The organism is Bradyrhizobium sp. SZCCHNS3016 (assembly GCF_032484535.1).
GTDB lineage: Bacteria > Pseudomonadota > Alphaproteobacteria > Rhizobiales > Xanthobacteraceae > Bradyrhizobium.
In genome coordinates, this window is sequence record NZ_JAUETE010000001.1 from 480,666 (window position 1) to 505,921 (window position 25,256).

Below are 25,256 nucleotides of genomic sequence, written 5' to 3' on the forward strand. Positions count from 1 at the left end.
GGAGCCGGCGATGAGCGATCCCATTCTCGATGTCCAGAACCTCGTCGGCGGCTACGGCAAGATGACGATCCTCAACGGCACGACCTTCTCGGTGCCGGCGGGCTCGATCACCACCGTCATCGGTCCGAACGGCGCCGGCAAGTCGACCGTGTTCAAGGCGATCTTCGGCCTGCTCAAGCTGCGCGAAGGCAAGGTGGTCTTCAAGGGCCGCGACGTCACCGGCTTGAGCCAGCGCGCGCTGCTCGGCGCCGGCATCTGCTACATCCCGCAGGGCCGCAACATCTTCGGCGAGCTGTCGGTGCGTCACAACATCGAGCTTGGCGGCGTCGCCGCTTCGCGCGATCTCGATCTGACCGCCCGCGTCGAGGCCGCGCTCGACGTCTTTCCGGTGTTGCGCAAGAAGGCGGACCGTCAGGCCTCGACCCTGTCGGGCGGCGAGCAGAAGCAGCTCGAGATCGCGCGCGGGCTGCTTCTCGAGCCGCAGTTGGTGCTGATCGACGAGCCCTCGATTGGCCTGTCGCCCTTGATGGTGCAGCAGACCTTCGACATGCTGAAACAATTGCGCGAGCGCGGCGTCTCGGTGCTCCTGATCGAGCAGAATGCGCGCTCGGCGCTGGAGATCTCCGACTACGGCATCGTGCTCGAGCTCGGCCGTACCCGCATCATCGACAAGGCCGACCGCGTGCTGGCCGATCCGCGCATCGGCCAGCTGTTCCTGGGCGGCGCGATGGAGGAGACGGCGGCATGAACCAGCGCTCGATCGCAACGGTCTCCATCTCTGGCGCGCTCGACGAGAAGCTCAAGGCGATCGCTGCCGCGGGCTTCGAGACGGTCGAGATCTTCGAGAACGACCTGCTGGCATTCGGTGCAAGACCGCGCGAGATCGGCCAGATGTGCCGCGACCTCGGCCTTGCGATCTGCGCCTATCAGCCGTTCCGCGATTTCGAGGGCATGCCGGAGCCGCAGCGCGCGCGCAACTTCATCCGCGCCGAGCGCAAGTTCGACCTGATGCAGGAGCTCGGCACGGACCTGCTGCTGATCTGCAGCAGCGTGTCGCCGGCCTCGCTCGGCGGCATCGACCGCGCCGCCGCCGATTTCCACGAGCTCGGCGAGCGCGCCGCGAAGCGTGGCCTGCGTGTCGGCTATGAGGCGCTGGCCTGGGGCCGTCACGTGCATGACTATCGCGATGCCTGGGAGATCGTGCGCCGCGCCGATCACAAAGCCATCGGCGTCATCCTCGACAGTTTCCATGCGCTCGCACCGTCGCTGCCGACCAACGCGATCCGCGCCATTCCGGCCGACAAGATCTTTCTGGTGCAACTCGCCGATGCGCCGAAGCTCGAACTGGATGTGCTGTCCTGGAGCCGGCATTTTCGCAGTTTTCCGGGGCAAGGCGATCTGCCGGTCGGGGCGTTCATGGAGGCGGTGGCCGCGACCGGCTATACGGGGCCGCTGTCGCTGGAGATCTTCAACGATCAGTTCCGCGCCGGCTCGGCGCCGCGCACCGCGCTCGACGGCATGCGCTCGCTGCTGCTGTTGCAGGATGACCTCGCCGGAAAGATACCGGCGTCATCGGCCGCGCGCTTCGAGCCTCGGGTCAAGAGCCACGGCATCGGCTTCGTGGAATTCGCGGTCAGCGAGGACAAAGCGGAGTCTCTGGCGAAACTGTTCGGGCAGCTTGGCTTCCGCAAGACGGGGCGTCATCGCAGCAAGGCGGTGCAGCGCTGGTCCCAGGGCGCAATCGAGCTGGTGATCAACTGCGAGCCGGCCAGCTTTGCGCATTCGCATTACGTCACGCATGGGGCAGGTGTCTGCGCGTTGGCGCTGGACGTCGACAGCGCCGCTCGTGCCATGGCGCGGGCGCAGTCCTTGAAGACGCGCACCTTCACGCAGCCGGTCGGGCCGGGGGAACTGGAAATTCCGGCGATCCACGGCGTCGGCGGCAGCCTGTTGTACTTCCTGGATACGCACGGGCGGCACTGGGACGTCGATTTCGAAGCTGTCGCCAGCGACAAGAGCACCGACCGTCTCGCCGCAGTCGATCACATCGCCCAGTCGATGCCGTATGAAGAGATGCTGTCCTGGCTGCTGTTCTATGCCGGGATCATCGACTTCTCGCGGCTGCCGCAGATGGAGATCGCCGACCCCCGAGGCCTCGTGCAGAGCCAGGCGATCGTCAACGGCGATCGCAGCCTGCGCTTCATCCTCAACGGCTCCTCGGCGACGCGCACCTTATCTTCGCGTTTCATCTCCGAGTTCTTCGGTTCCGGCGTCCAGCACATCGCGTTCTCCTGCGACGACATTTTTGCCGCCGTGGCCGAGATGCGCGCCCGCGGCGCCGGCTTCCTCGACATTCCCGATAACTACTACGACGATCTCGAAGCCAAGTATGATCTTGCGCCCGAGACGATCGCAGCGCTCCGTGCCAACGAGATCCTGTACGACCGCGACGGCGACGCCGAGTTCTTCCAGGTCTACACCCATATCTTCGAGGAGCGCTTCTTCTTCGAGATCGTGCAGCGGCGCAACTATCAGGGCTTCGGTGCGGCCAATGCCGCGATCCGGCTGGCCGCGCAGGCGCGCGAGGTGCGGCCGGACGCGATGCCGCGGCTGTAGCTCAGGGCTCGGGCCGGATGCCGGGCAGGCGGACGATCTCCTCGGCGAGATAGTCGATCAGCAGCCGCACGCGCGCGATGCCGGCGCGCTCCGGGACGATCAGCATGTTGAGGGGAGTCGATGGCAGACGGTGGTCGGGCAGGATGACCGTCAGCCTGCCAGCCGCGATGAGATCGTCGACCAGCCACGCATGGCTCCCGCCGATACCGCGCCCGGACAGCACGGCCTCTCGAACCGCGAGTCCGTGATTGGTGCGGAAGCAGCCTCTGAACGGCACCTCATGGCGTTCTTCATCGGGTCCCATGACGACGAGCGACTCGCTACCCGCGACGTTGGTCATGCGGATGCCGTCATGCCCGATCAGTTCCTGCGGCGTGCGCGGCGTGCCGCGTCTCGCGAGGTAGTCGGGAGAAGCGACCAGCAGCCGGTGCGAGTGGCCGAGCGACCGCAGCTTCAGAGAACTGTCGGTGAGCGGAGCGAGACGCAGCGCGATGTCGACACCCTCCCGCACGAGGTCGATGCGCTCGTCGGTCAAATTGAGATCGATCGCGATGTCCGGATAGCGATCCTGAAACGCGAAGACCAGCCGCGCGACATGCAGGATGCCGAAGGCCGCCGTGCAGGAAATCCGGATGATGCCGCTGGCAGCGCCGCGCGCACCGCGCGCCTCGTCGCCGGCCTGTTCGATAAGCCGCAGGATCTGGACGCAGTTCGTGTAGTAGCGGCTGCCTTCGTCGGTCAGGGTGACGCGCCGGGTGGTGCGGCTGAGCAGCGGCACGCCGATCGCATCCTCCAATTCCTGAAGGTGACGCGAGATGGTGGACTGGCCCAGCCCGAGCTCGCGCGCCACGGCCGACAGGTTGCCGCGCTCGGCGACCCGGACGAAGCTGCGCATGTTGATGAGGCTGATGTCTGATTTATCCATAAAACAGCTTAATGTTATCGATATAGGCCATATAGTGGATAAGTTGGCGCACGTCTATGTTCCGGCTGTTCCAGCAAAGGATCCAAGCCATGAACGTGCTGCTCGTCTTCGCCCATCCCGAACCCCGATCGCTCAACGGTGCGCTGCGCGAGGTCGCCGTCGCCGAGCTCAAGGCCCAGGGCCACGAGATCCGGGTCTCAGATCTCTATGCGATGGGCTGGAAGTCGGCCACCGACCGCGCCGACTTCCCGCTGTTGCCGCCGGACGGGCCTCTGAACGTCGCCACCGCGTCTGGCGAGGCCTTCAAGACCCACACCTTGACCGAGGACGTCAGGGCCGAGCAGGACAAGCTGCTCTGGGCCGACGCGGTGGTCCTGCAGTTTCCGCTGTGGTGGTTCACGATGCCGGCGATCCTCAAGGGCTGGGTCGACCGGGTGTATTCCTATGGCTTCACCTATGGCGTCGGCGAGCACAGCGACAAGCGCTGGGGCAACCGCTATGGCGAGGGTGTGTTTGCCGGCAAGCGCGCGATGCTGGTCGTGACCACCGGCGGCTGGCAGGAGCATTATTCGGAGCGCGGCATCAACGGGCCGATCGACGATCTCCTGTTTCCGATCAACCACGGCATCCTGTTCTATCCCGGCTTCGACGTGCTGCCGGCGTTCGTGGCGCACCGGGTCAACCGGCTCGATGATGCCGGCTTTGCCGCGATCGCCGAGCGGCTGCGCGAGCGCATGCGGACGCTGTTCACGGATCAGCCGACCCCGTACCGGCGGCAGAACCACGGCGACTATCTGATCCCGTCGATGCAGCTTCGTCCCGAGCTCGGCGCGCCGGACGCGCGCGGCTTCGCGCTGCATGTCGACGCCGCGCGCTGACGTGGAGGGCGCGGGCTCAGCCCGCGCCCATCGCGACCGCAATGTGGTAGGTCGCGAACGCGGCCGCATAGGCGAGCGCGAACATGTAGAAGAAGGTGACGGCCATCCAGCGCCAGCTGCCGGTTTCTCGGCGGATGACGGCGAGCGTCGAGGCGCATTGCGGGGCGAAAATGTACCAGGCGAGCAGCGCCAGCGCCGTGGCGAGGCTCCATTTGCTGGCCAGCACCTGTCCGATCTGCTCGGCGGCCTCCTTGCCGCCTTCGATCGCATAGACGGTGCCGAGCGCGGCGACTGCGACTTCGCGGGCGGCCATGCCGGGCACCAGCGCCACCGCGATCTGCCAGTTGAAGCCGACCGGCGAGAGCAGGGGGGCGATCGCCTGGCCGATCATCGCCGCGAGGCTGTAATTGATCGCGGGCTCGGTCGCCCCCTCCGGCGGCTGAGGGAACGACGCCAGGAACCAGATCAGCACCATCATCGCGAAGATCGTGGTGCCGGCGCGCTGCAAGAACATCTTGGCGCGGGTGTAGACGCCGATTGCGATGCTGCGCAGCCGCGGCATCTTGTAGTCCGGCAGCTCCAGCATGAACGGCGCCGGCTGGTAGTCGCGCATCAGGAAGAACTTCACCAGGAACGACACCAGCAGCGCGCTGATGATCCCGGCGGCGTAGAGCCCGAACATCACCAGGCCCTGCAGGTTGACCAGGCCCCACACCTTGGTCGGCGGGATGAAGGCCGAGATGATCAGCGTATAGACCGGGATCCGCGCCGAGCAGGTCATCAGCGGCGCGATCAGGATCGTGGTGAGCCGGTCGCGGCGGTTATCGATCACGCGCGTCGCCATGATGCCGGGAATGGCGCAGGCAAAGCTCGAGAGCAGCGGGATGAAGGCGCGGCCATGCAGCCCGGCGCCGCCCATGATGCGGTCCATCAGGAATGCGGCGCGCGCCATGTAGCCGAAATCTTCCAAGAGCAGGATGAACAGGAAGATGATGATGATCTGCGGCAGGAAGACGATGACGCTGCCGACGCCGGAGATCACCCCGTTCTGCAGGAAGCTCTGCAGCAGGCCTTCGGGAAGCTCGTCGTGAACGAGCTGGCCGAGCGCGTCGAAGGCCGCCGATAGCACCTGCATCAGCGGCTGGGCCCAGGCGAACACCCCCTGAAACATCACGAACAGGATCGCCAGCAGGATCAGCAGGCCGCCGACCGGATGCAGCGCGATGGCATCGATCCGGGCGGTCCAGGTATCGGGCCGCTCGGGCAAGCTGACCGTCTCCGCGATGATACGGTCGGCCTCGCGCTGGGTGGCGCGCAGCTCCGGGACCGTGAGAGGACGCCAAGTGTTGGCGCGCTCTCCGGTGGCCGCGGCCGCCCGGGCGAGGAGCTCGTCGGTCAGCCGCAGCAGGTCGTCGGTGCCGCCCTTGCGCACGGCGATCGACGTCACCACCGGCACGCCCAGCGCTAGCGACAGGGCGGGGACGTCGACCGTGACGCCGCGCCGCTTGGCGATGTCGAACATGTTGAGCACCAGCGCCAGCGGCCGGCCGGTACTCTTGAGCTCGAGCAGCAGCCGGATCGTCAACCTGAGGTTGGTGGAGTCGGCGACGCACAACACCAGATCGGGCAGGACCTCGCCGGTGGCACGTCCCAGCACGAAATCCCTGGTGATTTCCTCGTCAGGGCTGCGACCGCGCAAGGAATAGGTGCCGGGCAGGTCGACCAGCGAGACCTGGCGGCCCTGCGGGGTGACGAATGCGCCCTCTTTGCGCTCGACCGTGACCCCGGGATAGTTCGCGACCTTCTGGCGGCTTCCCGTCAGCGCGTTGAACAGCGAGGTCTTGCCGCTGTTGGGCGTACCCACCAGGGCCAGATGCAGCAGAGGGCTTTCCATGACGACGCTTTCCGCGCGGCCTATGCCACGATGACGGCCATGGCCTCGCGCCGGCGGACCGCGACGGTGATGTTGTCGACACGCACGGCGATCGGATCGCGCCCGACGATCCCCTCATGCAGAATTTCGACCCGGGCCCCCTCGACGAAGCCCAGTTCGATCAGCCGGCTCTCCAATTCGACGTCCGGCAGGGACGAGCTCGCGCCGCCCGCGGCCAGATGCTGGATTGTTCCGGTATAGCCTCGCCGGGCAAGACCGAGCGGCTGAGGCGGCCTTGTATCGCAGATTTCGCTCATAGCCTGTATTTTCAATCGCGTGCCAAGAGGTCAAGCGCGGCATGTGCAATGCAGCGGCTTCTTAGAGCGATTTTAAACAGGCCGGGCGGACCGCCGTCTGATCTGCCTCAAGGAGCCGCGACGGCTGCCGTGTGCCGGGTGTCCACCGCCGCCTTCGGCTCGAGGCCCGAAGAAGCTGCGGCGCGGCTCTTGAAGTGGTCGAGCACGAACAGCCGGATCGCCGAGGACAGGTTGCCCTGCTGGCGATTGTTGTCGATCTCTCCGACCAGCTCGGACAGGGTCATGTTACGGAGACCCGAAATCTCCTTCATGCCGTTCCAGAAGGCCTCTTCGAGGCTGACACTGGTCTTGTGGCCAGCGACCACGATTGAACGTTTTACGACGGGCGACTTCATCACGCGTCCTCGCCATTGATACGATGTTGATCGAGTAATTCGTTCGCGCGCTTGTCGCGTTGCGCGTCATTTGCGCGTTCGGACTTCGTCCTGCCGAAGCGAGCGCGGTTGCTTTCGGCAACCTTCGCTGCTTCATCGCGCTCCACGCGCTTTCTGAAACGTTTCAAGTTGATGACATCACCCATGCTTGCTCCAATCATCTAAGCCATCGAACGTCGTGACGAGAGCATGCGCATTGCGCGGATGAGCTCAGGCGTTCTCCAGACAATCACGTCATCGCTCCCTGATAGTTCGAGGGCCAGTCGCGTCGTTGCGAGCGGGATTTGTTTACTCACCAAACGCAGCAGAACTTGTAGTCGAGAGTATCCTTTAGGGGTTAACGGCGAGAATTGCATCACCCCCCGTAGTACTACGGGGCTACCGTCAGGGTCGTCCGGGCCGCGTCATCTTCTCGGGCTGCACGAGGCGGTCGAATTCGTCCTCAGACACGAAACCGAGCCTTAAAGCTTCCTCTTTCAGCGTCGTGCCGTGCTGATGCGCTGATTTGGCGACCTTGGCCGCATTGTCGTAGCCGATCTTCGGCGCAAGCGCCGTCACCAGCATCAGCGAGCGCTGCATCAGCTCTCGAATCCGATTCTCGTCGGCGCGAATTCCCGTCACGCAATGTTCGCTGAATGAACGCGCTGAATCACCTAGTAATTGTATGGACTGCATCATGCAATGTGCGAGCAATGGCTTGTAGACGTTCAGTTCGAAATGCCCCTGGCTGCCGGCCATGGTGATCGCCGTGTGATTGCCGAACACCTGGCAGCACACCATCGTGAGTGCTTCGCACTGCGTCGGATTCACCTTGCCCGGCATGATCGAGGAGCCGGGCTCGTTCTCCGGCAGGATCAATTCCCCCAATCCCGAGCGGGGGCCCGATCCGAGAAAGCGGATGTCGTTCGCGATCTTGAACAGGCCAGTGGCCGCCGCGTTGAGCGCGCCATGTACGTACACATAGGCGTCGTTGGACGCGAGCGCTTCGAATTTGTTGGCGGCGCTGGTGAGGGGCCAGCCGGTGATGTCGGCAACATGCTTGGCGAACAGCTTCGCGAATTTCGGATCCGCGTTCAGGCCGGTGCCCACGGCGGTGCCGCCTTGGGCCAGCGGCAAGAGATCTCGCGCCGCCGTCTCGATTCTTGCGATCGCGCTCTCGACCTGCGCGGCGTAGCCGGAGAACTCCTGGCCGAGCGTGAGCGGCGTGGCGTCCTGGGTGTGGGTGCGGCCGATCTTGACGATGTCCGCGAACGCGTCCTGCTTGGCGCGCAACGCCGCCAGCAGCTCCGACAACGCCGGCACCAGATGGCCCGAGATCGCCCGTGCCGCGGCGATGTGCATCGCGGTGGGGAAGGAGTCGTTGGACGACTGGCTCATGTTGACGTGATCGTTCGGATGTACGGGCTTCTTGGTCCCGCGTTCGCCCCCGAGCAGTTCGCTGGCGCGATTGGCGATCACCTCGTTGAGGTTCATGTTGCTCTGGGTGCCCGAGCCGGTCTGCCAGACGACCAGCGGAAAGTGGTCGTCGAGCTTGCCGTCGATGACCTCCTGCGCCGCTTGGACGATGGCGTCCGCCATGCGCGGCTCGAGCAGGCCGAGCTCGCGATTGGTCTGCGCCGCAGCCATCTTCACGAGCGCGAGCGCGCGCACGATGCCGATCGGCATGCGGTCGTGGCCGATGCGGAAATTCTGCCGGCTGCGCTCGGTCTGCGCGCCCCAATAGCGGTCGGCGGCGACCTCGATCGGGCCGAAGCTGTCGGTCTCCGTGCGCGTCGATCCCTGCGATGATGAACTAGCTGAATGTGCCATGAAGCATGCCCGTCATTGGTTGCGAACCGGCGTCGACCGGTTCGAGCATGCTTCAATCTAGTGATCCCACCGTCGTTCCGCGCGGGGGCGAATGCGCCTACTTCTTGCGGAAACGGTCCAGACGCACGACTTCGGCGCCTTCTCCTGGCGTGGCCGGCGGGAGCGGCTTGTCGTCGCCGGCTTCGGCCGGCGTCGCAGGCAACGGACCGGCAAGGGCCGACGGCGCCGGGGCGGCCGGCAGTTTCGGCGCAGCCGGCGTCTCGGCAATCGCCTCCGACGGCTCGAACTGCAGTCCGAATTGCACCGACGGATCGAAGAAGCTCTTGATGGCGTGGAACGGCACCACGAGGCGCTCAGGGATGCCGCCGAACGACAGGCCGACTTCGAACCGATCCTCCGAAACCACCAGATCCCAGAACTGGTGTTGCAGGATGATCGTCATCTCCTCCGGGTATTGCGCCAGCAGCCGCGGCGACAGCTTCACGCCCTCGGCCTTGGACACGAAGGTGATGAAGAAATGATGCTCGCCTGGGAGCCCATGGGCGGCAGCGTCGCTCAGCACCCGGCGCAGCACCCCGCGCAACGCGTCGCGCGCCAGCACATCGTATCGAATATGATCCGTCGCCATGATCGGTCCTGTGTCGTGTAGGGCTGCGCCCGACGCTTCGGGCCGCCGCGCCCGGCAAGGCAGCAGCATTCCCGACTCGCGTCAATCACATCGTAGCCGGCATCGGCGCTGAGGTCAGCAGCCATGCCGGTCGATCGCCAGATATGGGAACGGGTAGAAGCTGGCGGAAGTCCGGTCAACGAAGGAATGAATCGAAGCCGCGCCAAAAAGCTGGGGACAGCACGGCCCTGAAGCGGAGATGAGTTAAAGCGAAGACAGGTTAAAGCGGAGGAACGTGAAAGTGGAGGCTTCTGTTGCCAGGTGCCTCCGAACCCCGCCTAACGGAGCTTAACCCGTTAGGACTTTAAGGTGGTCTTTCAAACTGCGTTACGCAGCCTGAGCAACCGGAGCAAAGTTGTCGTTGGCAACTATTGCAGTAGCCCGATAACGGCGGAACAATACCGGGAAAAAGCTCGCCCTTTACGCCCTCGTCGATCCTATTTCGCCCCCGCCAAAACCCATCTGTCGGTGGGCTTTGGTGGAGGCGCCGGGTACCGCCCCCGGGTCCGAATGGTTTATTTCGACGGCGATTTATTTCCATAGCCGGCAAGCCGGCAGGTTCTATATAGGCCCCCGGCCGGCGGATGCACAGGGCCGAAACGCCGCGGCGCGCGACAAAAATGTGGGCGGCTGCCGGGAACCCTCTGGTTCAACCTTGGCATTCTGGTTTTTGTCCTCCTACAGTGCGGCATGCCTTCCGAAGTTGCGCGGGTTGCCTCTCCCGCGGCCGGCATCGCCGAACACCCGCCCAACCTTCGCACGCTCTTCTTCGCATTCGCGAAAATGTCGCTGTCGGGCTTCGGGGGCGTGCTGGTGTTTGCCAGGCGTGCAATCGTCGATGAGCATCGCTGGATGACGGCGGAGGAGTTCAACGCGACCTTCGCGCTCTGCCATTTCCTGCCCGGACCCAACATCGTGAATTTCTCCGTGGTGTTCGGCGCGCGGTTGCGCGGTGTCCCGGGCGGAATCGCTGCCTTTGCCGGCCTGCTCGGGCCTCCGATGCTGCTGATCACCTCTCTCGGCGCCATCTACGGTCATTTTGGACAAGCCGACACGTGGCGACGGGGGCTTGCTGGCGTGTCCTGCGTGGCCGTGGGCTTGCTGGCGTCGGTGGTGTTTCGCATGATCTCGCCGCTCCTCAAGAAGAGCGACGTGGCGGGCCTCGTCGTCGTGGTCGGCGTGTTCGTGGCGATCGGGCTGGCGCGCCTGCCGCTTCAGGAGGTTCTGCTGGTGGCCGTGCCGCTCAGCCTTGCCGTCACCTATGCCAAGACGCGGCGGGCACGATGAGCGGGGACGACAATCCGCTGTTCCAGCTGTTCTGGACCTTTGCGTTGATCTCGCTGTTTGCGGTTGGCGGCGCAGTGGCGGCGATTCCCGAACTGCAACGTGTTGCAGTCGAGGCCCGGCACTGGATGACGGACAAACAGTTCGCCGATCTGTTCGCACTCTCGCAATTGTCGCCCGGGCCCAACGTTCTGATCGTCACCCTGATCGGCTATTCGGTCGCAGGCGTGGCAGGTGCGGCGGTCGCGACGATCGCGATGTGCGGTCCCACCGCCGTGCTCTCCTATTTTGTCAGCCGCTGGCTCTCGAATGCGCGGGATGCGCGCTGGCCCGCCATGCTGCAGGCGACGCTGGTGCCGCTGTCGATCGGCTTGATGGCGGCGAGCGCATGGATTCTCGGTCAGGCTTCCGACCAGACGTGGCGGGCGTTCGCGCTGACGGTCCTTGCCGCAGTCGTTGCATCTATGACGCGACTCAATCCGCTCTGGCTGCTCGCCGCGGGCGGCTGTCTTGGTTTTGCTGGCCTTCTCTAGGGAAAGTCGCTAGGCAAAATAGAAGCGCGACCGGTTTGCTCCGGGCCGCCGAACGAAAACAGTGCCGGCCATCAAGGCCGATCGGGGAGGGCGAGGCATGGCCGAGACCACGGGCCAATTGTCGGGCGAAACGGCGGGCATGCCGGCTGCCCGCAGCGCGACCGGCGCATCGATCATTCTGGTCCTTGCCTTCGCGCCACAGATCATCGAACTGCTGATCGCCTTGGCGGGTCTCGTGGCGCCACTATCCGGACGCGGTCCGCTGCAGGTCATTGCGGCCCATGCGTCGGCCTTGTCAATTGCGATCCCGAGCCTGGCGCAGCAATATGCCGCAAGCGGCAAGACATCGCTGTCTTCCGATGTTCTGCTGGCTCTCATCTACACCTATCCGCTGATCGCGGTCGCGGTGTTCACATTCATGGTACGTCCACGCGCGCCGCAGGACTATTTCGGTGGTGTCGTGCTGATGGCGATCGCGCTGTTCGCGTTGTGGGCCTCCAGCGATCTGCAGGGCATGCGCGGCTTCTCGTTCGGTGCCGGAACTGCGCCGCGGATGTTCGGTCTGCTGCTGCTGGGGCTCGGAGCTGCCGTGGCCGTGATCGGCGTCGTGAGTGAAGGCGCGCAGCTTGCGACCTATCACTGGCGCGGACCGCTGTTCGTCTCGCTCGCGATCCTGACCTTCGCCGTCTCCATTCGCCCGCTCGGACTATTGGTCACGGGGCTTGCAAGCTTCCTGATCGCGGCGATCGGCAGCCCCGAGACGCGCTGGCGCGAGGCCCTGATCGTCGGCATCTGCCTGACCGGTGGCTGCGCGCTGCTGTTCCCCTACGTGCTGGGGTTGCCGATGCCGCTGTTGCCGCGTTTCCTTTTGCAGTGAGGGCGTGATGGATCTGTTTGCTAATCTCGCCCACGGTTTCGCCGTCGCGTTGTCGCCAATCAATCTGCTGATGTGCCTGATCGGCGCGCTGGTCGGCACGCTGGTCGGCGTTCTCCCGGGCATCGGGACCATCGCCACCGTCGCGATGTTGCTGCCGATCACCTTCGGCCTGCCGCCGGTCGGCGCGCTGATCATGCTGGCCGGCATCTATTACGGCGCGCAGTATGGCGGCTCGACCACGTCGATCCTGGTGAACATTCCTGGCGAGGCGACGTCGGTGGTAACCGCGCTCGACGGCTTCCAGATGGCGAAGCAGGGCCGTGCCGGTCCGGCGCTGGCGATTGCCGCGATCGGCTCATTCTTCGCCGGCTGCGTTGCCACCGTGCTGATTGCGATCCTCGGCGCGCCGTTGACCAAGCTCGCGCTGGCGTTCGGCCCAGCCGAGTATTTCTCGCTGATGGTGCTGGGCCTGATCTTCGCAGTCGTGCTGGCGAAGGGCTCGGTGCTGAAGGCGATCGCAATGATCGTGCTCGGCCTGCTGCTGTCGATGGTCGGCTCGGACATCGAGACCGGCGTCTCGCGCATGGCCTTCAATATTCCCGAGCTCGCCGACGGCCTGGGCTTTGCCACCGTCGCGATGGGCGTGTTCGGCTTTGCCGAGATCATCCGCAATCTCGATGCCGGCGCGGAGATGGACCGCGACCTCGTGCAGAAGAAGATCACCGGCCTGATGCCGACCCGAAAGGATCTGAAAGACTCCACGCCGGCGATCCTGCGCGGCACGGTGCTCGGCTCGATCCTCGGCATCCTGCCGGGCGGCGGTGCGGTGATCGCCTCGTTCGCGGCCTATACGCTGGAGAAGAAGCTCGCGCGAGATCCGTCGCGGTTCGGTCGCGGTGCGATCGAGGGCGTCGCGGCGCCGGAGAGCGCCAACAATGCGGCGGCCCAGACCTCCTTCATTCCACTGCTGACGCTCGGCATTCCGCCGAATGCGGTCATGGCGCTGATGGTCGGCGCGATGACCATCCACGGCATCGTGCCGGGCCCGCAGGTGATGCAGAAGCAGCCTGATCTGGTCTGGGGCATGATCGCCTCGATGTGGATCGGCAATCTCATGCTGATCATCATCAACCTGCCGCTGGTCGGCATCTGGGTGCGGCTGCTGCGCGTGCCATACCGGCTGATGTTCCCGTCGATCGTGATCTTCTGCGCGATCGGGATCTACTCCGTCAACAACGCGCCGGTCGACGTCGTCCTGGCGGGCGCGTTCGGCCTCGTCGGCTACTGGCTGATCAAGCATGATTTCGAGCCGGCGCCGCTGCTGCTCGGCATGGTACTGGGGCCGCTGATGGAGGAGAACCTGCGCCGCGCGCTGTTGATCTCGCGCGGCGACTGGTCGGTGTTCCTGACGCGGCCACTGTCCGCCGTGCTGCTCGCGATTGCCGCGGGACTGCTGGTGCTGGCGGTGCTGCCGACGCTGCGCCGCAAGCGCGACGAGGTTTTCGTGGAAAGCGAAGGCTGACCTCGCGGGCCAGCTCAACGCCGCCGCTGCCCAGGCGCTCGACGACGAGGGCGTCCGCAAGCGCCTGCTTGAGTTCGATAGCGTCATTCCCGGTGCTGCGGACCGCACGCCGGAAGCGCTGGCGGCGCTGGTGAAGGCGGAAATCATCAAATGGACCGCGGTGCTCAAGCCGGCGAGCTAGCGCGAGACGACCATCGAGGCGGAAGGGGCAGGGCGAAACGGACGGTTCCGCCCTTCTCATTTGCGTCATTTGCGGCGGCGGCCGACAATTTTCGGGGTATAATTGGTGACCGGGCCGAGTCGAGGCTAGGGCCGGGCGATTCCTGCCGTTAAATTCGCCGCCTTCTGCGAAAGGCCGCCAGCGCGCACCATGCACCAGTATCACGACCTGCTCGAACGCATCCTGTCCGACGGTGCCGAGAAACACGACCGCACCGGCACCGGCACGCTGTCGGTGTTCGGCCACCAGATGCGCTTCAACCTTGCGGCCGGCTTTCCGCTGGTGACCACCAAGCGGCTGCCGCTGAAGGCGATCGTGCACGAGCTGCTGTGGTTCCTGAAGGGCGACACCAACATCAAATACCTTCACGACAACGGCGTCACGATCTGGGACGAATGGGCCGATGCCAATGGCGATCTCGGCCCCGTCTACGGCTATCAGTGGCGCTCCTGGCCGACGCCGGACGGCGGCCATATCGACCAGATCGCGGGCGTGATCGATATGATCAGGCGCAACCCGGATTCGCGCCGGCTGATCGTGACCGCCTGGAACCCGGCCGATGTCGAGAAGATGGCGCTGCCGCCCTGCCACTGCCTGTTCCAGTTCTACGTCGTGAACGGCAAATTGTCGTGCCAGCTCTATCAGCGCTCGGCCGACGTGTTCCTCGGCGTGCCCTTCAACATCGCCTCCTACGCGTTGCTGACGATGATGGTGGCGCAGGTGACGGGATTGAAGCCCGGCGAATTCGTGCACTCCTTCGGCGACGTGCATCTCTATTCCAACCACATCGAGCAGGCGCGGCTGCAACTCACTCGCGCGCCCCGTCCGCTGCCAACCATGACGCTCAATCCGGACGTCACGGACATCTTCGGCTTCCGCTACGAGGACTTCGCGCTCGCCGGCTACGATCCGCATCCGCATATCAAGGCCGAGGTCGCGGTCTGACGCATGCCACTGTCGATCCGCAGCGCCCGGCCTGACGACATCGGAAGCGTGTTCGCGCTGATCCGGGAGCTCGCCGACTACGAGAAGCTCTCGCACGAGGTTTCAGCCAGCGAGGCGGACATCGCCGCGGCGCTGTTCTGCGCGCATCCCACGCTGTTCTGCGACATCGCCGAGTGGAACGGCGAGGTCGCGGGCTTTGCGGTCTGGTTCGTCAATTTCTCCACCTTCGCCGGAAAGCCCGGCATCTATCTCGAGGACCTGTTCGTCCGCCCCGCGTTCCGCCGCAACGGCATCGGCCAGGCGCTGCTCGGCCATCTCGCCCGCACCTGTGTCGAGCGCAACTGGGCGCGGCTGCAATGGTCGGTGCTCGACTGGAACGCGCCGTCGATCACCTTCTACAAGTCGCTCGGCGCCGAGCTGATGGACGACTGGAAGCTCTGCAAGGTCATGGGCGAGGCGCTCGCTCAGCTCGCGGAGAGGGCGCCGTGATCGAGATCGTGCTGATCGTCGCAGTCGCCGACAACGGCATCATCGGCGCCGCCGGTGCGATCCCGTGGCGGCAGAAGAGTGACATGCAGCGCTTCAAGGCGATGACCATGGGGCGCCCGATCGTGATGGGCCGCAAGACCTTCATCTCGTTTCCGCGCCGGCCGCTGCCGGGCCGCACCAACATCGTCGTCACCCGCGATTCCGAGTTTCGCGCGCCGGGCGCGATCGTGACCCATACCGTTGATGAAGCGCTCGGCATCGCGCGTGGTGATGCGCTGCGGCGTTCAGCCGCGGAGATCGCGGTCATCGGAGGCACCGAGCTCTTTGCTGCGACGATGCCGATCGCCGACCGGTTGGAGATCACCGAGGTGCATGCGAGCCCGCTTGGCGATACCGTGTTTCCGGCGATCGACCCGGCCCAATGGGAGGAGGTGGCGCGGGAGCGCCATGCCTCGGGGCCTGACGATCAGGCCGAATTCTCCTACGTCACCTATCGCCGGCGGCGGTGAGCGTTTGCCAGTGGGACCGGCGCGACGGCCGTTCAAGACCGTCCGTTAATGATGAAGTCGCGTTGTTTGGCCGCGTGGCGGATTTGAGGCCGCGGCAAACCGGCGCTTCCGGCCCTGTTTACATTGACAAAACCCGGTTCGGGCTTAGCTGGAGCGCTACGTTGTAAGGGGCGGGGCCGTCCCTTATAACCCGGCGACCGTCGGGGCCGGCGTTGGTGCACACTCAGCCTCTCGGAGGAGATCGATCGATGGCGTGGAAGAATCAGGGCGGAGGCCCGTGGGGTCAGGGTCCGAAGGGGCCCTGGGGCTCGGGACCGCAACCGGTCGGTCCAAGGCCGCCCGACCTGGAAGATCTTCTGCGGCGCGGCCAGGACCGGCTGCAGCAGTTCATCCCCGGTGGCGGCTTCGGCACCGCCGGCGTCCTGCTGATCGTGCTCGGCGCCATCATCATCTGGCTCGCCTCCGGCATCTACCGCGTGCAGTCCGAGGAGCTCGGCGTTGTGCTCCGCTTCGGCAAATATGTCCGCGATGAGCAGCCGGGCCTGCGCTATCACCTGCCTTATCCGATCGAGACCGTGCTGCTGCCCAAGGCGCTGCGCGTCAACTCGATCTCGATCGGCATCACCGCCAATGACGATCCCGGCCGGCGCGGCCGCGGCGGTCGCGATGTCCCCGAGGAAAGCCTGATGCTGACCGGCGACGAGAACATCGTCGACGTCGACGTCACCGTTCTCTGGCGCATCAAGCCGAAGGGCGCCGCCGACTTCCTGTTCAACATCCAGAACCCCGAGGGCACCGTGAAGGCGGTGGCCGAGAGCGCGATGCGTGAGGTGATCGGCCGGTCGAACATCCAGCCGATTCTCACCGGCGCCCGCACCGTGATCGAGCAGAACGTGCAGGAGCTGATGCAGAAGACGCTCGACAACTACGGCTCCGGCATCCAGATCACCCAGGTGCAGATGCAGAAGGTCGATCCGCCGGCCCAGGTGATCGAGGCGTTCCGCGACGTCCAGGCGGCGCGTGCCGACCTCGAGCGTCTCCAGAACGAAGCCCAGACCTACGCCAACAAGGTCGTGCCGGATGCGCGCGGTCGCGCCGCGCAGATCCTGCAGGTCGCCGAAGGCTACAAGGAGCAGGCGATCGCCGAGGCCAAGGGCCAGAGCGCGCGCTTCCTCAAGGTCTATGACGAGTACAAGAAGGCGCCCGACGTGACCCGCGAACGGATCTATCTCGAGACCATGGAGCGCGTGCTCGGCGGCTCGGAGAAGCTCGTGCTCGACAGCGGTGCCTCCGGCGGCCCCGTGCCGCTGCTGCCGCTCGGCGATCTCCTGCCGCGCCGTACGGCGCCGGCGGCTCAGCAGGGAGGCGTCCGATGAGGTCCCCCGTTGCAGGCATCGTCGCGCTCGTCGCCGTGCTCGTGCTCGTCGTCATCGGCTACAGCTCGCTGTTCACCGTGCAGCAGACCGAGCAGGCGCTGGTCGTGCGGTTCGGCAAGCCGGTCGACGTCGTCACCGAGCCTGGCCTGAACTTCAAGGCGCCGTTCATCGACAACGTGATCTCGATCGACAAGCGCATCCTCGACCTCGAGAACCCCTCGCAGGAAGTGATCGCCTTCGACCAGAAGCGGCTCGTCGTCGACGCCTTCGCGCGCTACAAGATCAAGAACGCGCTGCAATTCTACCAGAGCGTCGGCTCAATCCAGACCGCCAACGTCCAGCTCGGCACGCTGCTCAACGCCTCGTTGCGCCGCGTGCTCGGCGAGGTCACCTTCACGCAAGTCGTGCGCGACGAGCGCGAGGGCCTGATGCGCAAGATCCGCGATCAGCTCGACAAGGAGGCCGACGCCTATGGCATCCAGGTGGTGGACGTCCGCATCCGCCGCGCCGACCTGCCGGAGGCCAACAGCCAGGCGGTGTACAATCGGATGAAGACCGAGCGGCAGCGCGAGGCCGAGGAGTTCCGGGCGTTCGGCGGCCAGAAGGCCCAGGAGATCAGGTCCAAGGCCGATCGCGAGGCCACCGTGATCGTCGCCGAGGCCAACTCGCAGGCGGAGCAGACCCGCGGCGCCGGCGATGCCGAACGCAACCGGCTGTTCGCCGAGGCCTACAGCAAGGACCGCGACTTCTTCGCCTTCTATCGCTCGATGACGGCGTATGAGAACGGCCTGAAATCCGGCGACACCCGCTTCCTGCTGCGGCCCGATTCGGAGTTCTTCCGCTACTTCGCCAACCCCTCGGGGAAGCCGGCGGCGGAGACGTCGTCCACCGCCGGCTCGACCGCGGCCGTCGCGGTGCCGGCGCCCAAGCCCTGATGGCACCTGCCTGATGCCCAGGGCGGTTGATCCGGGCGAATAGGAGTTGACATGGACGGGGCGAAGCCGTTGCTTCGCCCCGTTACATGTCAAGAAGGTCGAACGGGAGGTCCGGGTCGGATGAGGTCCATTGCGTTTTCCGATTTCCTCATCGGATTAGGTATCCTGTTCGTGCTCGAAGGCCTGATGTTCGCGGCCAGTCCGGAGTGGATGCGGCGGGCCATGAAGACCGCGATGACCACGCCCGACAACGTGCTGCGCGCGGTCGGCATCGGCTCCGCGGTGGCCGGTTTGGTCCTGATCTGGGTGATCCGGCGACCGATCTGAGCGGCGGATTGTTGTGCGTTTGCGCGTTCGCCGAACGAGGGGCGGCCGCGGCAAACGACGGTCCGCCGGCCGGCCAACGCCATTGTGAGGCGATGGCTGCGCCATTTTGCCGTATTAGGTCGCCCTCAATGATGAATCCGCGGTCCGATCCGGCGTGCTTGCGTCCCCCGCCGGTTCCGGCGCACTGTAACGGTTGAATTTGCCGACTTTTCTGGAGATCCGCCCGATGACCGCAACCCTTGCTTTCAGCCGTCGACTGCGCCCGATCCTGACCGCGGCGGTTCTTGCCGCGGGCTGGGCGCTCGCGCCGGCCCCGGCCTCGGCGCGGGGGCCGGAGGGGATCGCCGATGTCGCCGAAAAGGTGATCGACGCCGTCGTCAACATCTCGACCTCGCAGACTGTCGAGCCCAAGGGCGGCTCGTCCGAGGGGCGGAACGCCAATCCGCAGGTGCCGCCGGGCTCGCCGTTCGAGGAGTTCTTCGACGACTTCTTCAAGAACCGCCGCGGCGGTCCGGGCGGCCGGGGCGGTGCCGACAACTCGCCGCGCCGCACCAACTCGCTGGGCTCGGGCTTCATCGTCGACGACTCGGGCGTTGTCGTCACCAACAACCACGTCATTGCCGATGCCGATGAGATCAACGTGATCCTCAACGACGGCACCAAGATCAAGGCCGAGCTCGTCGGCGTCGACAAGAAGACCGACCTTGCGGTGCTCAAGTTCAAGCCGCCGCGGCCGCTGACCGTCGTCAAGTTCGGCGACTCCGACAAGCTCCGGCTGGGCGATTGGGTGGTCGCGATCGGCAACCCGTTCAGCCTCGGTGGCACCGTCACCGCCGGCATCGTCTCGGCCAAGAACCGCGACATCTCGTCGGGACCCTATGACAGCTACATCCAGACCGACGCCGCCATCAACCGCGGCAATTCCGGCGGCCCGCTGTTCAACCTCGAGGGCGAGGTCATCGGCGTCAACACGCTGATCATCTCGCCGTCGGGCGGCTCGATCGGCATCGGCTTCGCGGTGCCGTCGAAGACCGTGGCCGGCGTCGTCGACCAGCTGCGCCAGTTCGGCGAGCTGCGCCGCGGCTGGCTCGGCGTACGCATCCAGGGCGTCACCGACGAGATCGCGGAAAGCCTCAACATCAAGCCGGCGCGCGGCGCGCTGGTCGCCGGCGTCGACGACAAGGGACCGGCCAAGCCGGCTGGCATCGAGCCGGGCGACGTCGTCGTCAAGTTCGACGGCCATGACATCAAGGAGCCGAAGGACCTGTCGCGCATCGTCGCCGACACCGCCGTCGGCAAGGAGGTCGACGTCATCGTCATCCGCAAGGGCCAGGAGCAGACGCTCAAGGTCAAGCTCGGTCGGCTCGAGGATACCGAGAAGGTGCAGCAGGCGGCGATCAAGAAGGACGAGCCGGCCGAGAAGCCGGTGACCCAGAAGGCGCTCGGGCTCGATCTCGCCGCGTTGTCGAAGGACCTGCGCGCCCGCTACAAGATCAAGGACAGCGTCAAGGGCGTCGTCGTCACCGGCGTTGACCAGGCCTCCGATGCCGCCGAGAAGCGGCTGTCGGCCGGCGACGTCATCGTCGAGGTCGCCCAGGAGGCGGTGACCTCGGGCGTCGACATCAAGAAGCGCGTCGACCAGCTCAAGAAGGACGGCAAGAAGTCGGTGCTGCTGCTCGTCTCCAACGCCGACGGCGAGCTGCGCTTCGTGGCGTTGAGTTTGCAGTAGGGCAGGAGTCCACGCCTCCACATCGCGGGGCACGGTGCGTAGGGTGGGCAAAGGCGCACCGTGACCTACGCTTGGTGCGACGCTCCCTCGCGCGCCGTGCCCACCATGTGGCTTCTGCGTTCGCTGCACGACGGTGGGCACGCTGCCGCCCTGCGGACGGCCGCTTTGCCCACCCTACGGCAGCCACACACTCCGCTGTCGTCCCGGCCTTGAGCCGGGACCCATAGCCCCAGGGAGCAGTTTGGGGCGGGCTGATCATTGGCCGTTTGCTCGTCGCGACGGCCGCGGCGTAGGGGTCCCGGATCGGCGCCCCGACGCGCTGGCGCGCGCCGTGGCTTGTCCGGGACGACGACGGTTCGCAAGGCGAATTCACGGCTCAAACAGCGATCGACATAGCTTTGCAGTCTCGCGGCGCATCGCGCCCGAGGTCTGCAATCAGTTCGTCCCTCTCGAAATGCAGAGGGCGCAGGGAATGCCGGGTGAAGGCCTCACCCATGGCCCGCCTGCGGAAAAAATGCAGGCGGCAGGTACCACAGGCAAAGCCGATTCAACCGGCATTCCCTGCGCGACGGTCTTCACGCTTATACGCAGTCTCCCTGGTGCGCCGGGCTTGTTGGCCACCATTGCGACAATGCGCTTGCGCGCACTGCGCGTGATACCAGCATCGGGGTATCAGGACGCTGCGACTTCACGTCCGCGCATCGCCGTTCGTCGGCGTGCCCGAAGACACGCTGCGGCAACAACGCGGCCATCGCATCCCCACCTCGCGTGTCGTGACGATCGCGCGCTACGCCCCTCTGCGGTGAGGCGGGATGCGCATAGACAATCATGATTTCAGATAAAGCGCAAGAATATTATTTTTTTCAGAAGCCATTGCCCCGCCCCCGGCTGGCCGGCGACGACGTTCCGGCGCAGGGTGGAGCGCGCGGCCGGAGTCTCACAGCGACCGCTGGTTGACCCGCTTCGACAATTCCTCGGCACTTTCCTTGCGCTCGGAATAGCGGTCGACCAGATAGTCCGCCCGGTCGCGCGTCAGCAGCGTGAACTTGACGAGCTCCTCCATGACGTCCACGACGCGGTCGTAGTAGGACGACGGCTTCATGCGATCGGTGTCGTCGAACTCCGCGAACGCCTTTGGCACCGATGACTGGTTCGGGATGGTGATCAGCCGCATCCAGCGGCCGAGCACCCGAAGCTGATTGACCGCGTTGAACGACTGCGAGCCGCCGCTGACCTGCATCACGGCCAACGTCTTGCCCTGCGTCGGCCGGACGGCCCCGAGCGACAGTGGGATCCAGTCGATCTGGGTCTTCATCACGCCGGTCATCGCGCCGTGCCGCTCCGGCGAGCACCACACCATGCCTTCGCACCAGGTCACGAGATCGCGCAGCTCGCGGACCTTCGGATGATCCGGTTCGGCGTCGTCGACCAGCGGCAAGCCGCGCGGATCGAAAGTCCGTGTCTCCGCGCCGAAGCGCACGAGAATGCGCGCCGCTTCCTCGGTCAGCAGCCGGCTGAACGAGCGTTGCCGGAGCGATCCGTAGAGCAACAGGATTCGCGGAGGGTGGGAGGAGAGCGCAGGCTCCAGCAGCTTCGCGCGGTCGATGGCACGGAATGAGGTTTCGTCCAATTGAGGCATCGTGTCAGACAACGCGGTATCCTCCGGCAAAATGATCGGCGTTGGCCGTCCTCGTTCGAGATCCGCCGGTACAAGCGCTCAGAACGCGATGTCCGCAGCGACCGCTTCGATGCCGGCCTTCGCGCAGATGTCGTCGTTGTCGCCTCCGGGCGCGCCGGATACGCCGATCGCTCCGACCTGCTGGCCAGCGGCCTCTATTGGCATGCCGCCGCCGACCATGACAACGCCGGGAACATTGACGATGGCCCGCTCCGCGGCGTCCGGTCGTGCCAGCCGGGCTGCGAGCGTGCTCGTCGCCTCGCGCCAGCTCGCGGCTGTCCTCGCCTTGCCCGTCGCGGCCTCAAGGGTATGCCAGCCGGCGAAACGGTCGCGCAGGGTGACCAGCGCGAGCCCCGACGGATCGCTCACGGTCACGGCAGCCTGCCAACCGCGTTTGCGGCACTCCGCGAGCGCCGCCTGTGCCGCCTTGAGCGCCGTGTCCGGCGCGATGATCCGGCGCGTCCACGTGGGGTCGTCGGCGCGCGCCACGACAGCCGGGCCGAGCAGGAGGACCGCTGTGAGCAGCGGACGCAACACCATCACGCTGACAGCCATTTCGCCATGTCTTCTGGCTTCGGCAGGCCGCCCGCATGGACGACCTTGCCGTCGATCACCACGCCCGGCGTCGAGGCGATGCCGAACCGGGCAATGTCGGCGAAGTCCGTGATCTTTTCCAGCTCGATCTCGATGCCGAGCTTGCTTGCTTCCGAGGAGGCCATTGCTGCGGTCTGAACACAGCGCTTGCAGCCGGAGCCGAGAATTTTGACGTTCTTCATGGGGCTTGTCCTTTCATCAGAACAGGGCGTTGAAGAGATAGCCGACGGCGACGATGCCGGCGGCGACGACGCCCGCGAAGACAGCGATCAGCCGGAGCGTCAGCACCTTGCGCAGAATGAGCATCTCGGGAAACGAAAGCGCGATGACGCTCATCATGAAGGCGAGCACCGTTCCGAGCGCCGCGCCCTTGCCGAGCAGCGCCTCGACGACGGGAATGATGCCCGCAGCGTTGGCGTACATCGGCACGCCGATCAGCACCACGGCCGGCACGGACCACCATTGGTCCTTGCCCATGATCGAGGCGAGCAGGTCGTTCGGGACATAGCCGTGAATGAATGCGCCCGCCGCAATGCCGATGATGATCCAGGCCCAGACGCGGCCGACGATGTCGCGCACCGCGTCGATCCCGGCCCGGATCCGATCGGCGACGGTCTGTGAATCGGGCTGCAGCTCCGCCTGTCCTGCGCGCACGTCGCGAACCCATTGCTCGAGCCAGCCTTCGAGATGCAGTCGTCCGATGATCCATCCCGCCACGATCGCGACCGCCAGGCCGAAGGCCAGATAGATCGCGGCGATCCTCCAGCCGACCAGCGCGAACAGCAGGCCGAGCGCGACCTCGTTCACCATTGGCGCCGCAATCAGGAACGAGAAGGTCACGCCGAGTGGGACGCTCGCCGAGACGAAGCCGACGAAGAGCGGCACCGCCGAGCACGAGCAGAAGGGAGTGAATACGCCGAGGATCGCAGCCGCGACGTTGCCGAGGCCCTCGCGCTTGCCGGCGAGCAATGCGCGGGTTCGCTCGGCTGAAAAGAAGCTGCGCACGACGCCCATGCCGAATACGACCAGCGTCATCAGCATCAGCACCTTGGGCGCGTCGAACACGAAGAAGCGCGTGGCTTGTTCCAGATGGCTGCCGCGGGGCACCGGCAGCAACGACACCAGCCATGCCGAGAGCGCCTCAAGCTGCCAGTAGATCGCAAACCACATCGCGACGGCAGTTGCCGTCGCCATGATCCAGATCGCAGCCGATGCCGACCCGTCAGGATAGGTCGAAGCTTCGGTTTTCATGCTGCGCTCCTGTTCGGCTCAGGCATGGCCGCCATGACGGCGTCGAGGATGGCGCGGCGATCGGGCGTCAGGTCAGGGCTCAGCCGATACCGGACCCACTGGGCGTCACGCCGGTCGATGACGAGACCGGCGGCCTTGAGGGCGGACATGTGCCGGCTCATGCGCGATGCGCTTGCTCGGAGCTGCCGCATGAGCTCGCAGACGCAATGCTCGCCGCCGTCCCAAAGGATGCGCAGGGCGGCGAGACGGGTCGGCTCGGCCAGAGCGGCGAGCAGCGGGACAGGATCGGACATGGCGGCGATATATGCGTATTTTCGTATTTGCGCAATAGCGCATATAATGGTTATGGATGTCCGGTTTGACCGGCAATCGGCGCGGCGCGCGGCGTCAGGCTGACAATGGCTGGTGATGCATGGCCCGCGCGGCGACGCCCTGCGAGATCCAGGTTGGGAAATTAGGCGAGCTGCTTGGCGTCAGGCCAATGCACGCGCAGGATGGTCTTGCCGCCGGCGGCCGGAATGTCCGTGCGACTGGTCTCGACGACGCGGCCGCCGAGCGGGGCATGAAAGCGGAGAGCGGCGATGTTGGCCTCGAAGACCCAAAGGTGCAGCGGGCCGGGCGTCTGGGCTGTCCGCGGAGCGGATGTCCAGGATCTTCACCACGCGCGACGCCACGCGTTTTCTCGGATAGGGAGCGCGGCCTCGCCGAGCGAGACGCGCGCTGCCTATGTGACGATGGGTTGCTCGCGTCGCTCAGTTGCGAGCGCTGCCCACGGTGGTCGGAGCGACGAGAGCGGCGCTGCGACGGTGCTGGGCGAGCACGGCGAGCTGGTGCGGGGAGGCGGCGCTGTCCGCGGCGATGGTCTGCTGCGCGGCGGATGCACCGACGACAGAAAGCTGGTGCGGGGTGGCCGGCAGCGCGCCGACTTCGTAGCTCGGCAGCTCACCGGCGACAGCCGCGCCGGTCAGCAGCGCGAGGGCAAGAAGAGAGCCGGGAATGATGTGCTTGATGGTCATCGGGAGGTCCTTTTGTGACGATGATCGATTGCATCGCGTGCAATCGCTTTCGTTTCCTTGGACACTCCCTAGCCTTGTCAGCTTTATATGCGCTGCAGCATGATTTGACAATTCATCGATTGGTGATGCGGTTAAAACGACACTGCGCGCCCCGCCTTGATGCGGAGGGCGAATGATCTGATCTGCGATCTGAGATGAGATTGGAATGAAGTTACGTGCGAGTGCATTGGATTGAAATAAAATCCTAATTATGTGCTGATCAGGCTTTTCGTAACGGCTTTGCTTGCGGTGGCGATTCGTATACGGCGTCCGATTGCGATCGCCGAGCATTCGCAAAACTTTGATCAGATGTCACGCGCAGCAGGCCGCGCTGATCGCGAAGCGCTGACGCAATCCAGAGCCTTGCGTCCGACTCTGGATTGCTTCGCTGCGCCGCTGCGCTCGCAATGACG

The 25,256-nt window shown here is 65.4% G+C and carries 27 protein-coding genes, 1 other RNA gene and 1 pseudogene; 15 read left to right on the forward strand and 14 right to left on the reverse strand.

The genetic code is table 11. The features are described from left to right. Positions 1 to 10: 10 nt before the first annotated feature. The gene (locus QW881_RS02210) at positions 11 to 748 is read left to right on the forward strand and encodes an ABC transporter ATP-binding protein (RefSeq protein WP_315755131.1); all 738 of its coding nucleotides are present in this window, start codon (positions 11 to 13) and stop codon (positions 746 to 748) included. After that, positions 745 to 2,616, forward strand: a complete 1,872-nt coding sequence (locus QW881_RS02215; protein WP_315755132.1) for a bifunctional sugar phosphate isomerase/epimerase/4-hydroxyphenylpyruvate dioxygenase family protein — start codon at positions 745 to 747, stop codon at positions 2,614 to 2,616. Before QW881_RS02210 ends, QW881_RS02215 begins: the two co-directional genes overlap by 4 nt. Position 2,617: 1 nt before the next feature. Here the strand turns inward: QW881_RS02215 and QW881_RS02220 are convergent, their stop codons facing one another. Continuing rightward, entirely contained in the window at positions 2,618 to 3,541 is a 924-nt protein-coding gene (locus QW881_RS02220) for a LysR family transcriptional regulator (protein WP_315755134.1), read from the reverse strand. An 89-nt stretch (positions 3,542 to 3,630) separates the two neighbouring features. Between QW881_RS02220 and QW881_RS02225 the strand changes: the two genes are divergently transcribed. Then, positions 3,631 to 4,419 carry an NAD(P)H-dependent oxidoreductase gene (locus QW881_RS02225; protein WP_315755135.1) on the forward strand — a complete coding sequence of 263 codons (789 nt, stop codon included), beginning with the start codon at positions 3,631 to 3,633 and terminating at the stop codon, positions 4,417 to 4,419. A gap of 16 nt (positions 4,420 to 4,435) precedes the next feature. Here QW881_RS02225 and feoB read toward each other — a convergent pair whose 3' ends face one another. The 7 genes from feoB to ssrA all read right to left on the reverse strand — a co-directional run bounded on the left by feoB (position 4,436) and on the right by ssrA (position 10,114). Further along, complete coding sequence (feoB, locus tag QW881_RS02230; RefSeq protein WP_315736861.1) at positions 4,436 to 6,313, reverse strand: ferrous iron transport protein B; 1,878 nt, start codon at positions 6,311 to 6,313, stop codon at positions 4,436 to 4,438. A 20-nt stretch (positions 6,314 to 6,333) separates the two neighbouring features. Next, positions 6,334 to 6,609, reverse strand: a complete 276-nt coding sequence (locus QW881_RS02235) for a ferrous iron transport protein A (protein WP_315713372.1) — start codon at positions 6,607 to 6,609, stop codon at positions 6,334 to 6,336. A 107-nt stretch (positions 6,610 to 6,716) separates the two neighbouring features. Continuing rightward, positions 6,717 to 7,004, reverse strand: coding sequence for a ribbon-helix-helix domain-containing protein (locus QW881_RS02240; protein ID WP_315755136.1), 288 nt, complete (start codon positions 7,002 to 7,004; stop codon positions 6,717 to 6,719). Further along, positions 7,004 to 7,189, reverse strand: coding sequence for a DUF4169 family protein (locus tag QW881_RS02245; protein ID WP_315736863.1), 186 nt, complete (start codon positions 7,187 to 7,189; stop codon positions 7,004 to 7,006). Before QW881_RS02245 ends, QW881_RS02240 begins: the two co-directional genes overlap by 1 nt. Before the next feature lie 238 nt (positions 7,190 to 7,427). Further along, positions 7,428 to 8,852 (reverse strand): class II fumarate hydratase, encoded by a 1,425-nt coding sequence (fumC, locus tag QW881_RS02250; RefSeq protein WP_315755137.1) that lies wholly within the window; start codon positions 8,850 to 8,852, stop codon positions 7,428 to 7,430. 97 nt (positions 8,853 to 8,949) lie between these two features. Beyond that, positions 8,950 to 9,480: an SspB family protein gene (locus tag QW881_RS02255; RefSeq protein WP_315755138.1), complete on the reverse strand. Its 531-nt coding sequence runs from the start codon at positions 9,478 to 9,480 to the stop codon at positions 8,950 to 8,952. A 279-nt stretch (positions 9,481 to 9,759) separates the two neighbouring features. Then, positions 9,760 to 10,114, reverse strand: a transfer-messenger RNA (tmRNA) gene (ssrA, locus tag QW881_RS02260). Positions 10,115 to 10,209: 95 nt separating this feature from the next. Here ssrA and QW881_RS02265 point away from each other — a divergent pair. From QW881_RS02265 to QW881_RS02320, 12 genes and pseudogenes are all read left to right on the forward strand, one after another. Further along, positions 10,210 to 10,806 (forward strand): chromate transporter, encoded by a 597-nt coding sequence (locus QW881_RS02265; RefSeq protein WP_315755140.1) that lies wholly within the window; start codon positions 10,210 to 10,212, stop codon positions 10,804 to 10,806. Further along, the gene (locus QW881_RS02270) at positions 10,803 to 11,336 is read left to right on the forward strand and encodes a chromate transporter (protein WP_315713367.1); all 534 of its coding nucleotides are present in this window, start codon (positions 10,803 to 10,805) and stop codon (positions 11,334 to 11,336) included. Before QW881_RS02265 ends, QW881_RS02270 begins: the two co-directional genes overlap by 4 nt. A 97-nt stretch (positions 11,337 to 11,433) precedes the next feature. After that, positions 11,434 to 12,213, forward strand: a complete 780-nt coding sequence (locus QW881_RS02275; protein WP_315755142.1) for a tripartite tricarboxylate transporter TctB family protein — start codon at positions 11,434 to 11,436, stop codon at positions 12,211 to 12,213. 7 nt (positions 12,214 to 12,220) lie between these two features. Beyond that, entirely contained in the window at positions 12,221 to 13,735 is a 1,515-nt protein-coding gene (locus QW881_RS02280; protein WP_315755143.1) for a tripartite tricarboxylate transporter permease, read from the forward strand. Between the two features lies 1 nt (position 13,736). Further along, positions 13,737 to 13,916: pseudogene (locus QW881_RS02285) on the forward strand (tripartite tricarboxylate transporter substrate binding protein BugD); the annotation flags it as partial. A 189-nt stretch (positions 13,917 to 14,105) separates the two neighbouring features. Further along, positions 14,106 to 14,900, forward strand: a complete 795-nt coding sequence (locus QW881_RS02290) for a thymidylate synthase (protein ID WP_315755144.1) — start codon at positions 14,106 to 14,108, stop codon at positions 14,898 to 14,900. A gap of 3 nt (positions 14,901 to 14,903) precedes the next feature. Next, the gene (locus QW881_RS02295) at positions 14,904 to 15,389 is read left to right on the forward strand and encodes a GNAT family N-acetyltransferase (protein ID WP_315736874.1); all 486 of its coding nucleotides are present in this window, start codon (positions 14,904 to 14,906) and stop codon (positions 15,387 to 15,389) included. Continuing rightward, a complete protein-coding gene (locus QW881_RS02300) occupies positions 15,386 to 15,898 on the forward strand; it encodes a dihydrofolate reductase (protein ID WP_315755145.1) in 513 nt (170 codons plus the stop codon). The genes QW881_RS02295 and QW881_RS02300 overlap by 4 nt, the downstream gene beginning before the upstream one ends. Positions 15,899 to 16,146: 248 nt before the next feature. Next, positions 16,147 to 17,274, forward strand: a complete 1,128-nt coding sequence (hflK, locus tag QW881_RS02305; RefSeq protein WP_315736878.1) for an FtsH protease activity modulator HflK — start codon at positions 16,147 to 16,149, stop codon at positions 17,272 to 17,274. After that, positions 17,271 to 18,209, forward strand: a complete 939-nt coding sequence (gene hflC / locus QW881_RS02310; protein ID WP_315736879.1) for a protease modulator HflC — start codon at positions 17,271 to 17,273, stop codon at positions 18,207 to 18,209. The genes hflK and hflC overlap by 4 nt, the downstream gene beginning before the upstream one ends. Positions 18,210 to 18,329: 120 nt before the next feature. Continuing rightward, entirely contained in the window at positions 18,330 to 18,536 is a 207-nt protein-coding gene (locus QW881_RS02315) for a DUF2065 domain-containing protein (protein ID WP_008960820.1), read from the forward strand. Positions 18,537 to 18,762: 226 nt separating this feature from the next. Next, complete coding sequence (locus tag QW881_RS02320) at positions 18,763 to 20,265, forward strand: Do family serine endopeptidase (protein ID WP_315736881.1); 1,503 nt, start codon at positions 18,763 to 18,765, stop codon at positions 20,263 to 20,265. A gap of 937 nt (positions 20,266 to 21,202) precedes the next feature. Here the strand turns inward: QW881_RS02320 and arsH are convergent. From arsH to QW881_RS02350, 6 genes are all read right to left on the reverse strand, one after another. Continuing rightward, positions 21,203 to 21,904, reverse strand: coding sequence for an arsenical resistance protein ArsH (gene arsH, locus QW881_RS02325; protein WP_315756385.1), 702 nt, complete (start codon positions 21,902 to 21,904; stop codon positions 21,203 to 21,205). Between the two features lie 78 nt (positions 21,905 to 21,982). Then, complete coding sequence (locus QW881_RS02330) at positions 21,983 to 22,498, reverse strand: heme-binding protein (protein ID WP_315756370.1); 516 nt, start codon at positions 22,496 to 22,498, stop codon at positions 21,983 to 21,985. Beyond that, the gene (locus QW881_RS02335; protein WP_315756369.1) at positions 22,483 to 22,719 is read right to left on the reverse strand and encodes a thioredoxin family protein; all 237 of its coding nucleotides are present in this window, start codon (positions 22,717 to 22,719) and stop codon (positions 22,483 to 22,485) included. The genes QW881_RS02330 and QW881_RS02335 overlap by 16 nt, the downstream gene beginning before the upstream one ends. Before the next feature lie 16 nt (positions 22,720 to 22,735). Beyond that, complete coding sequence (locus QW881_RS02340; protein WP_409998988.1) at positions 22,736 to 23,731, reverse strand: permease; 996 nt, start codon at positions 23,729 to 23,731, stop codon at positions 22,736 to 22,738. A 53-nt stretch (positions 23,732 to 23,784) separates the two neighbouring features. Then, positions 23,785 to 24,081: a metalloregulator ArsR/SmtB family transcription factor gene (locus QW881_RS02345; protein ID WP_315713353.1), complete on the reverse strand. Its 297-nt coding sequence runs from the start codon at positions 24,079 to 24,081 to the stop codon at positions 23,785 to 23,787. Positions 24,082 to 24,540: 459 nt separating this feature from the next. Further along, a complete protein-coding gene (locus QW881_RS02350; protein WP_315756367.1) occupies positions 24,541 to 24,804 on the reverse strand; it encodes a hypothetical protein in 264 nt (87 codons plus the stop codon). Positions 24,805 to 25,256 lie beyond the last annotated feature (452 nt).

Coding starts and splice junctions, on each gene's coding strand:
- QW881_RS02210 (WP_315755131.1), top strand. CDS start 11: ATGAGCGATCCCATTCTCGATGTCCAGAACCTCGTCGGCGGCTACGGC.
- QW881_RS02215 (WP_315755132.1), top strand. CDS start 745: ATGAACCAGCGCTCGATCGCAACGGTCTCCATCTCTGGCGCGCTCGAC.
- QW881_RS02220 (WP_315755134.1), bottom strand. CDS start 3,541: ATGGATAAATCAGACATCAGCCTCATCAACATGCGCAGCTTCGTCCGG.
- QW881_RS02225 (WP_315755135.1), top strand. CDS start 3,631: ATGAACGTGCTGCTCGTCTTCGCCCATCCCGAACCCCGATCGCTCAAC.
- feoB (WP_315736861.1), bottom strand. CDS start 6,313: ATGGAAAGCCCTCTGCTGCATCTGGCCCTGGTGGGTACGCCCAACAGC.
- QW881_RS02235 (WP_315713372.1), bottom strand. CDS start 6,609: ATGAGCGAAATCTGCGATACAAGGCCGCCTCAGCCGCTCGGTCTTGCC.
- QW881_RS02240 (WP_315755136.1), bottom strand. CDS start 7,004: ATGAAGTCGCCCGTCGTAAAACGTTCAATCGTGGTCGCTGGCCACAAG.
- QW881_RS02245 (WP_315736863.1), bottom strand. CDS start 7,189: ATGGGTGATGTCATCAACTTGAAACGTTTCAGAAAGCGCGTGGAGCGC.
- fumC (WP_315755137.1), bottom strand. CDS start 8,852: ATGGCACATTCAGCTAGTTCATCATCGCAGGGATCGACGCGCACGGAG.
- QW881_RS02255 (WP_315755138.1), bottom strand. CDS start 9,480: ATGGCGACGGATCATATTCGATACGATGTGCTGGCGCGCGACGCGTTG.
- QW881_RS02265 (WP_315755140.1), top strand. CDS start 10,210: ATGCCTTCCGAAGTTGCGCGGGTTGCCTCTCCCGCGGCCGGCATCGCC.
- QW881_RS02270 (WP_315713367.1), top strand. CDS start 10,803: ATGAGCGGGGACGACAATCCGCTGTTCCAGCTGTTCTGGACCTTTGCG.
- QW881_RS02275 (WP_315755142.1), top strand. CDS start 11,434: ATGGCCGAGACCACGGGCCAATTGTCGGGCGAAACGGCGGGCATGCCG.
- QW881_RS02280 (WP_315755143.1), top strand. CDS start 12,221: ATGGATCTGTTTGCTAATCTCGCCCACGGTTTCGCCGTCGCGTTGTCG.
- QW881_RS02290 (WP_315755144.1), top strand. CDS start 14,106: ATGCACCAGTATCACGACCTGCTCGAACGCATCCTGTCCGACGGTGCC.
- QW881_RS02295 (WP_315736874.1), top strand. CDS start 14,904: ATGCCACTGTCGATCCGCAGCGCCCGGCCTGACGACATCGGAAGCGTG.
- hflK (WP_315736878.1), top strand. CDS start 16,147: ATGGCGTGGAAGAATCAGGGCGGAGGCCCGTGGGGTCAGGGTCCGAAG.
- hflC (WP_315736879.1), top strand. CDS start 17,271: ATGAGGTCCCCCGTTGCAGGCATCGTCGCGCTCGTCGCCGTGCTCGTG.
- QW881_RS02315 (WP_008960820.1), top strand. CDS start 18,330: ATGAGGTCCATTGCGTTTTCCGATTTCCTCATCGGATTAGGTATCCTG.
- QW881_RS02320 (WP_315736881.1), top strand. CDS start 18,763: ATGACCGCAACCCTTGCTTTCAGCCGTCGACTGCGCCCGATCCTGACC.
- arsH (WP_315756385.1), bottom strand. CDS start 21,904: ATGCCTCAATTGGACGAAACCTCATTCCGTGCCATCGACCGCGCGAAG.
- QW881_RS02330 (WP_315756370.1), bottom strand. CDS start 22,498: ATGGCTGTCAGCGTGATGGTGTTGCGTCCGCTGCTCACAGCGGTCCTC.
- QW881_RS02335 (WP_315756369.1), bottom strand. CDS start 22,719: ATGAAGAACGTCAAAATTCTCGGCTCCGGCTGCAAGCGCTGTGTTCAG.
- QW881_RS02340 (WP_409998988.1), bottom strand. CDS start 23,731: ATGGCGACGGCAACTGCCGTCGCGATGTGGTTTGCGATCTACTGGCAG.
- QW881_RS02345 (WP_315713353.1), bottom strand. CDS start 24,081: ATGTCCGATCCTGTCCCGCTGCTCGCCGCTCTGGCCGAGCCGACCCGT.
- QW881_RS02350 (WP_315756367.1), bottom strand. CDS start 24,804: ATGACCATCAAGCACATCATTCCCGGCTCTCTTCTTGCCCTCGCGCTG.